Consider the following 6,282-nt stretch of genomic DNA (forward strand, 5'->3'; position numbering starts at 1 on the left):
AGAAAAAAAATTAGATGTTGTTAAAATATAAAAACATTAAAACAACAGAGATTTATCCCGCTGGATATGTTTATAATACATTAAAAAATGGAATAATTGGGATTTTATCCTACGGAGTGAATACGCAAGTAACTGAAACCGGACTCAATAAAATTACAAGTCCACTTGATGATTTGAATATCTTCATTGGAATTAAAGGTTCGTGATAACTAGATTATTGGATTTATCACGCACATTTTAGGTATAACTAACTTACAAAACAACATGTAGAGGAAGAAATGAAACAAGAGAGAATAGTGAGGTCAGATAATATTAGTAAATGGCTGAAAAATGGAGAGCAAAGCAAGATAAAAAAGAAAGTAATTGAGATTATTTCTGAATTTATCGGAAGTGATTTTGAAAAGGTCATGAGCATTTTGAGTTGGAAGAACAAAAATCTGAAAAGATGTACTGATCAGGAAAAAGTAGTTCAAATTTTTGCTACGAGAAATGTTTCTGAAGTTTTGAAGGAAATGATGAGTACAGGATGTCATGACGACGCACTCATCGTTGCAACCTTTTGCAGAGCAGTTGGAATTCCTGCAAAATATGTGATTGGAATCAATAAATTGGACCCGAAAAACAGAGGTCACTGCGTTGTTGAACTTTTTCTGCACGATAGGTGGATTCTTGTAGATCAGTCGAGAGGTAGTGTATTTATTTATCCAGAACGAAGCGATTTTTATAGAATGAATTTTATCATAGGCAAGGGTTTGGATTCGTGGGATTTAGGTATTAGTTCTTTTAAAACTTGGGAAGAGAAATCAAATAGAATAATTGATCTTGTGAATTCATTCTAAAAAGTCAATATCTCAACATAACAAAGTAAACATTCATTAAATAAAAGCTTTACCTGATGTTATTATCATATATTAAAAATAAAAACCTATCCAATATTTAAACCTGATAATAAAACAATGCGTAGTTTTAAATTGGGTGTTGAGCCAGTTTTTACAAAAATAGAATCAAATTCAACCCAAATCCGCACTCTCGAAAAACTACGAGATACATTATTACCAAAATTGATGAGCGGAGAAGTGAGGGTGAAAACGTAAGTGGCTATCCAATGTAAAGGGCAACCACAAGGGATTGCCCCAACGATTGCCCCAACGATTGCCCCAACGATTGCCCCAACGATTGCCCGTACAATAGAAAAAATAATATTATGAACAAATATAATCCAAATATTCATCATCGCAGGTCTATCCGATTAAAAGGATACGATTATTCGCAGGCAGGATTGTATTTTATTACCATTTGCATAAAAAATCGTGAATGTTTATTTGGTCAAATTGCCAATGGTGAAATTATACGAAATGATGCAGGGCAAATGGTTGAAAACGAATGGTTAAAATTACCAAAACGATTTAATAATATTGAATTACACGAATACACCGTAATGCCAAATCATTTCCACGCAATATTGGAAATCGCCGTAGGGGCGACCCTTGTGGTCGCCCAAAATGAAACGGTCGCCCAAAATGATATGATTGACGCAACCGAAAAAGGGCAACCACAAGAAAAAGGGCAACCACAAGAAAAAGGGCAACCACAAGAAAAAGGGCAACCACAAGGGATTGCCCATACGGGTAAAACCGTTGGTGATATGGTTGGGGCGTTTGAATCAATTACCACCGTTGAATATATTCGTGGGGTTAAAAATAAAAATTGGCAACGGTTTGATGGCAAATTATGGCAACGGAATTATTGGGAACACATTATCCGTAATGAAAATGAATATAACCGAATTACACAATATATTATTGATAATCCCCTAAAATGGGAAAAGGATAAATTAAATGATGGTGATGGAAATATTGTTATGGAAACAAATGCAGAATATAATTCAGAAATTTGGATGATTTAATATGACAAAAATAACCGAAAATACAATAGAAGAATTTGCCATTGAATTATTAGAGCGTTTGGGCTGCCAATATATCTATGCTCCCGACATTTCTCACGATTCAAGAACTCCTGAACGAAATAGTTATGAAGATGTTTTACTGTTGGGTAGGTTGCGAAACGCAGTCAGCAGAATAAATCCTAAAATTCCAACTGATTCGCAAGAAGAAGCGCTAAAAGAAATTCAACGATTAAATTCTCCTGAACTAATTGCCAATAACGAAAGTTTCCATCGAATGCTAACCGAAGGCATCAAAATTTCTTATCAAAAAGAGGGAAATCAAAGAGGTGATCTGGTTTGGCTGATAGATTTTAAGAATCCCGAAAACAACGATTTTGTTGTAGCAAATCAATTTACGGTTATTGAAAACGGAAAAAACAAACGACCCGATGTAACCCTTTTTGTAAATGGTATTCCGCTAATTGTTATCGATCTAAAAAATCCTACTGATGAAAACGCTACAATAAAATCTGCCTTCAAACAATTGCAAATTTACAAAGCGGTCATTCCAAGCTTGTTTACGTACAACGGTTTTATGATTATTTCCGATGGTTTGGAAGCTCAAGCAGGTTCACTTTCTGCAGGTTTTACGCGCTTTAGTGCTTGGAAAAGTTCAGATGGAGAAGAAAAAGCTTCCAATCTTGTCAGTCAGTTAGAAACTTTGATAAACGGAATGCTGAATAAAGAAACATTATTTGATTTAATCCGTCATTTTGTTGTATTTGAAAAATCCAAGAAAGAGGATATTAAAACAGGAATTTCAACCATTTCCTTCCGTCGGAATCATTCTTTTTGCCGATAAAGATCATCTTGATGTGGAAATTGCTCTCCAAGATATTGATAAACCTATTGGCGTGGCAGAATATAAACTGCTTTTACCCAAAAAACAACTCGAAGAATTTGTTTTGAAAGAAATGAAAACATCTCAACACCGATAAATGGTATAGTCGCTATTTTAATGATAAATTAAGAATAATCGTTGATGGTGATGTTTCAGTGGAAAAAGTTAATTCTTGGAAGAGTAGATATAGCTTGAAAGATAATCAAGTTGTGCATTTGACTGTTTCCTCTTTGGAATATTTATATATATTTGTTTCCGATTTTAGATATAATAAAAGGCGTTTTCCCGCTTTGTGATTTCTCAAGTTCGGAAACCTGGGAAAATTTTAAATAAATTTTATTACCCAATCGTTTTCGAAGTCCCTTCTCTAGATTTTTTTGCGAATTATTGTCGAAATTACTATCCACTACAAGTTTAACGTCAATATTATTTATACTTGTTTGAATCAATTGTGAGCAAACTACCCCTTTTGCATTATCAATAGAGTGAGACATAACTGCTCCCAAAATCCGCCCGTCCGGGGTTTCTATATAATCACACTGTTTTCCTACAATCCGTTTAATAGTGCGAAAATTTCTCCCGCATTTGCATGGTTTTTCATCAATTTCCGGGATGATATTGTCACCGATTTCATAACGAAGAAGCGGCATTGAATAGTTATAAAACGAAGTTCCTGCAAGTTTTGCATTTCCTTCTTCCTTAATAATTTCATGATAGGCAAAATCCTCTATAAGGTGAAGATTTCCAGATTCGCATTCCGATATCATTGCGGAGCATTCATGTAAAGAGAAAAAATCAAAAACTTTGCACTTGTAAGATTCTTCGAGAATTTTCCGTTTCTCAGCCGAAAGAGTTTCACCATAACTTACAATTGATTCCGGGGAATGAATTTCCATTCCGGCATCTTGGGCAAACTTAACCAGCATGAGCAAATCAAAAGGGAATCCCATAAAAAATTTGGGCTTTTTCCGATTTATTTCCTCCACTAAGTGCAAAGCAGAATCTTTGGATAGACGGTTCGAATCAAACCGCAGAATATTATAAAAGGGATTGAATTTATAATCATAATCTGTGAAATAGTAGCTCTGCACGCTCAAAGTTCTCTTTCCGATTTTATAACCCGCCCACGAAAAGCTGCGCAGTAAAGCAGCTATTTTATTTGCCTGCACGGAATTATCCAGGATAAAATGGAGCGGAGTTCCGGTCGAACCGCTTGTAGAATCCCAAGTAACTCCAAATTTGTGAGAATTATCTGCAATAAGTTTTTTGATATTTGTCCGAACGGTTTCTTTATCGAGATAGGGAATCTTGCTCATGTCAATTCTCCCTCGAAATTTTAGGATGTCAAATCCGATTTTCTTGAAAAGTTCCCGATAATAAGGAACGTTTGTGCCGGCATGTCGGATAAGTCTCTTCAGTTTTTCATCCTGAAAGTTTTGGATCTGTTCCCATGTTAGGAACTGACTTTTTTTATAGAAACCATACCTTTTTAAAACACCGAACGGAATTTGAAAAATTGATTTTTCCAAATTTTACTTCCCCTCAATTTTTCGGATAAACTCATGTTTTTCCAAAAGTTGTTTTGCTTTACGCACAAGTGGCGGTCCAACAAAAATCCCGTTTACTACCTTCACAGGTTTATTGTTCCTGCTTGTTTCTTCGGATAATTCTATGATTCGTTTTGCTCTTTTCACTTCTTCGGGATAGGGTGAGTAATATTTATTTGCCAGCTCAATTTCTTTGGGATGCAGAAGAAGTGAGCCTTCAAATCCAAGAATTTTCGTGAGCTGCAATTTCCTCCTTAATTTATCCAAATTATGAACATCAATATTCAGCGTATCAATTGGAATAATTCCAGTTGCCCGAGCTGAATTTGCGATCATCTCTCTAGGAAATTGGAAAGCTTTTTCAGGTTCGTTATGGAAACCTTGTAAATCTGCGAGATAATCTTCACTCCCGAAAGCGATGGCAATTATTCTGGATGAAGCCAGACAAATTTTCATTAAATTCAGAACAGCTGAAGTGGTTTCTATCAGTGGAATCATTTTAAATTTATTTTTGGGGAATCCTTTTTCCATTTCTGCTTGATTTAGAAGACCGCAAAAATATTCAATTCCCTCATCATCATAAATTTTGGGGACGAGAAAACCGAGTAGATTTTCATGCAGCAAATCATAAACTTCCTGCTCCATCAAACCGCTATCAATATCATTCAAACGAACGAAAACCTGTTTATTGTTCAAAACTCCTGAATCAACAATTTTTTTTATTTTCTGTCTGGCAAGTTCTTTATCGGCGTCTGCAACGGAGTCTTCTAAGTCCAGGATGAGTGCATCCGCTTTTGTTTTTGCTGCTTTAACAATCAAGTCCGGCAGATTTCCAGGTACAAAAAGCAAACTTCTTAGGAGATATTTTGTTTTATTCATTTCGATTTTTTTTTGGGAACAAGGATATGGCGTTTCAAACTTAAAACCAATTCCTCTTTTTGATTGTATGCTTTTGTTTCGACAAAAATTATTCCCTGATCAGGTTTTGTGCGTGATTCTCTGATGCTTAAAATTTCTGTTTCCGCTCGAATCGTGTCTCCGATAAAAACCGGAGCAACATGATTAACTTTTTCATAATCCAAGTTTGCAATTGCTTTTCCGCTAATATCTCGGACACTCATCCCCACCGCAAGACTAAGAATATAAGTTCCAACGACCAATATTTTCCGATGGATTTGTTTGGCAGCGTATTCTTTATCAAGGTGAACAGGATGGTGATTCATCGTGAGAAGACAGAAAAGATTATTGTCGCTCTCCGTAATTGCTTTTGCGGGATAATGGCTGTAAAAATCCCCTATGTGGAAATCCTCAAAATATTTTCCGTAATTATTTTGCAATTTTTTCATCAAGCATCCTTATTTTGTGTCTATCCGTAACGTAATTCAAGCGTCTCACTTAAATTATTTGAAAATGAAACGTTGAAGACTTCAAGAGCGATAAATGGGGAATACAACATTTTTGTAAAGATTTTTGACTCTGCACTGTGGCGGGAATCATTAGTGTCAAACTGTTAAGTATAGATTCGACGCAGATAAACGCAGATTAAAATTGATTTTCGCAAGATAAAAATTAATTGTAAAATTAGTTTTATCAGCTACATCAGTGCTTGCTCTGCTTGCCCAATGAAATGCCTTTTTCTTTTATTTATCCCGTGAAATGCCTTTATTTTTTTTTATTTCACTGGGATTTCATCGGGGTGGAATGTTTTTGCATTTATATTCCACTTGGAGTTTTTCTGCGTTGAATCATCCACCAGCTGGTGGAGTCATCGCTCCTCCAAAGTAGCATTTCAAGGGTGGTTCGGGGATTCTCATAGATGCAACATCACGGATGTTGCACTCCAAAATAGCTTCAATGATAGTTCGAGGATTCTCATAGATGCAACATCACCCCAATGAAATGACATATAGAAAGATTTCACAGGGCAAGCAGATGTTGCGCTCCAAAAT

7 protein-coding genes and 2 pseudogenes are annotated in these 6,282 nt (G+C 35.6%); 5 read left to right on the forward strand and 4 right to left on the reverse strand.

Annotated features, from left to right (window positions below):
* Positions 1–14 precede the first annotated feature (14 nt).
* Complete coding sequence (locus U9P79_01490) at positions 15–206, forward strand: hypothetical protein (GenBank protein MEA2103302.1); 192 nt, start codon at positions 15–17, stop codon at positions 204–206.
* Positions 207–278: 72 nt separating this feature from the next.
* A complete protein-coding gene (locus tag U9P79_01495; GenBank protein MEA2103303.1) occupies positions 279–839 on the forward strand; it encodes a transglutaminase-like domain-containing protein in 561 nt (186 codons plus the stop codon).
* Between the two features lie 86 nt (positions 840–925).
* Here the strand turns inward: U9P79_01495 and U9P79_01500 are convergent, their stop codons facing one another.
* Entirely contained in the window at positions 926–1,234 is a 309-nt protein-coding gene (locus U9P79_01500; protein MEA2103304.1) for a hypothetical protein, read from the reverse strand.
* Here U9P79_01500 and U9P79_01505 point away from each other — a divergent pair.
* The 3 genes and pseudogenes from U9P79_01505 (at position 1,205) to U9P79_01515 (ending at position 2,883) form a co-directional block, all read left to right on the forward strand.
* Positions 1,205–1,906: a transposase gene (locus U9P79_01505; GenBank protein MEA2103305.1), complete on the forward strand. Its 702-nt coding sequence runs from the start codon at positions 1,205–1,207 to the stop codon at positions 1,904–1,906. The two genes, U9P79_01500 and U9P79_01505, sit on opposite strands and share 30 nt — an antisense overlap.
* Position 1,907: 1 nt before the next feature.
* Positions 1,908–2,714, forward strand: a pseudogene (locus tag U9P79_01510) (type I restriction endonuclease).
* A pseudogene (locus U9P79_01515) lies at positions 2,656–2,883 on the forward strand (PDDEXK nuclease domain-containing protein). Before U9P79_01510 ends, U9P79_01515 begins: the two co-directional pseudogenes overlap by 59 nt.
* 142 nt (positions 2,884–3,025) lie before the next feature.
* On the opposite strand, the gene U9P79_01520 reads toward U9P79_01515, so the two are convergent.
* Genes U9P79_01520 through U9P79_01530 form a run of 3 tightly spaced genes read right to left on the reverse strand, consistent with a single transcriptional unit; the run spans position 3,026 to position 5,679 of the window.
* Positions 3,026–4,315, reverse strand: a complete 1,290-nt coding sequence (locus U9P79_01520; protein MEA2103306.1) for a hypothetical protein — start codon at positions 4,313–4,315, stop codon at positions 3,026–3,028.
* 3 nt (positions 4,316–4,318) lie between these two features.
* Positions 4,319–5,212, reverse strand: a complete 894-nt coding sequence (locus U9P79_01525; GenBank protein ID MEA2103307.1) for a CoA ester lyase — start codon at positions 5,210–5,212, stop codon at positions 4,319–4,321.
* Positions 5,209–5,679, reverse strand: coding sequence for a MaoC family dehydratase (locus U9P79_01530; GenBank protein MEA2103308.1), 471 nt, complete (start codon positions 5,677–5,679; stop codon positions 5,209–5,211). The genes U9P79_01525 and U9P79_01530 overlap by 4 nt, the downstream gene beginning before the upstream one ends.
* Positions 5,680–6,282 lie beyond the last annotated feature (603 nt).

This window comes from Candidatus Cloacimonadota bacterium (assembly GCA_034661015.1).
GTDB lineage: Bacteria > Cloacimonadota > Cloacimonadia > JGIOTU-2 > JGIOTU-2 > JAYEKN01.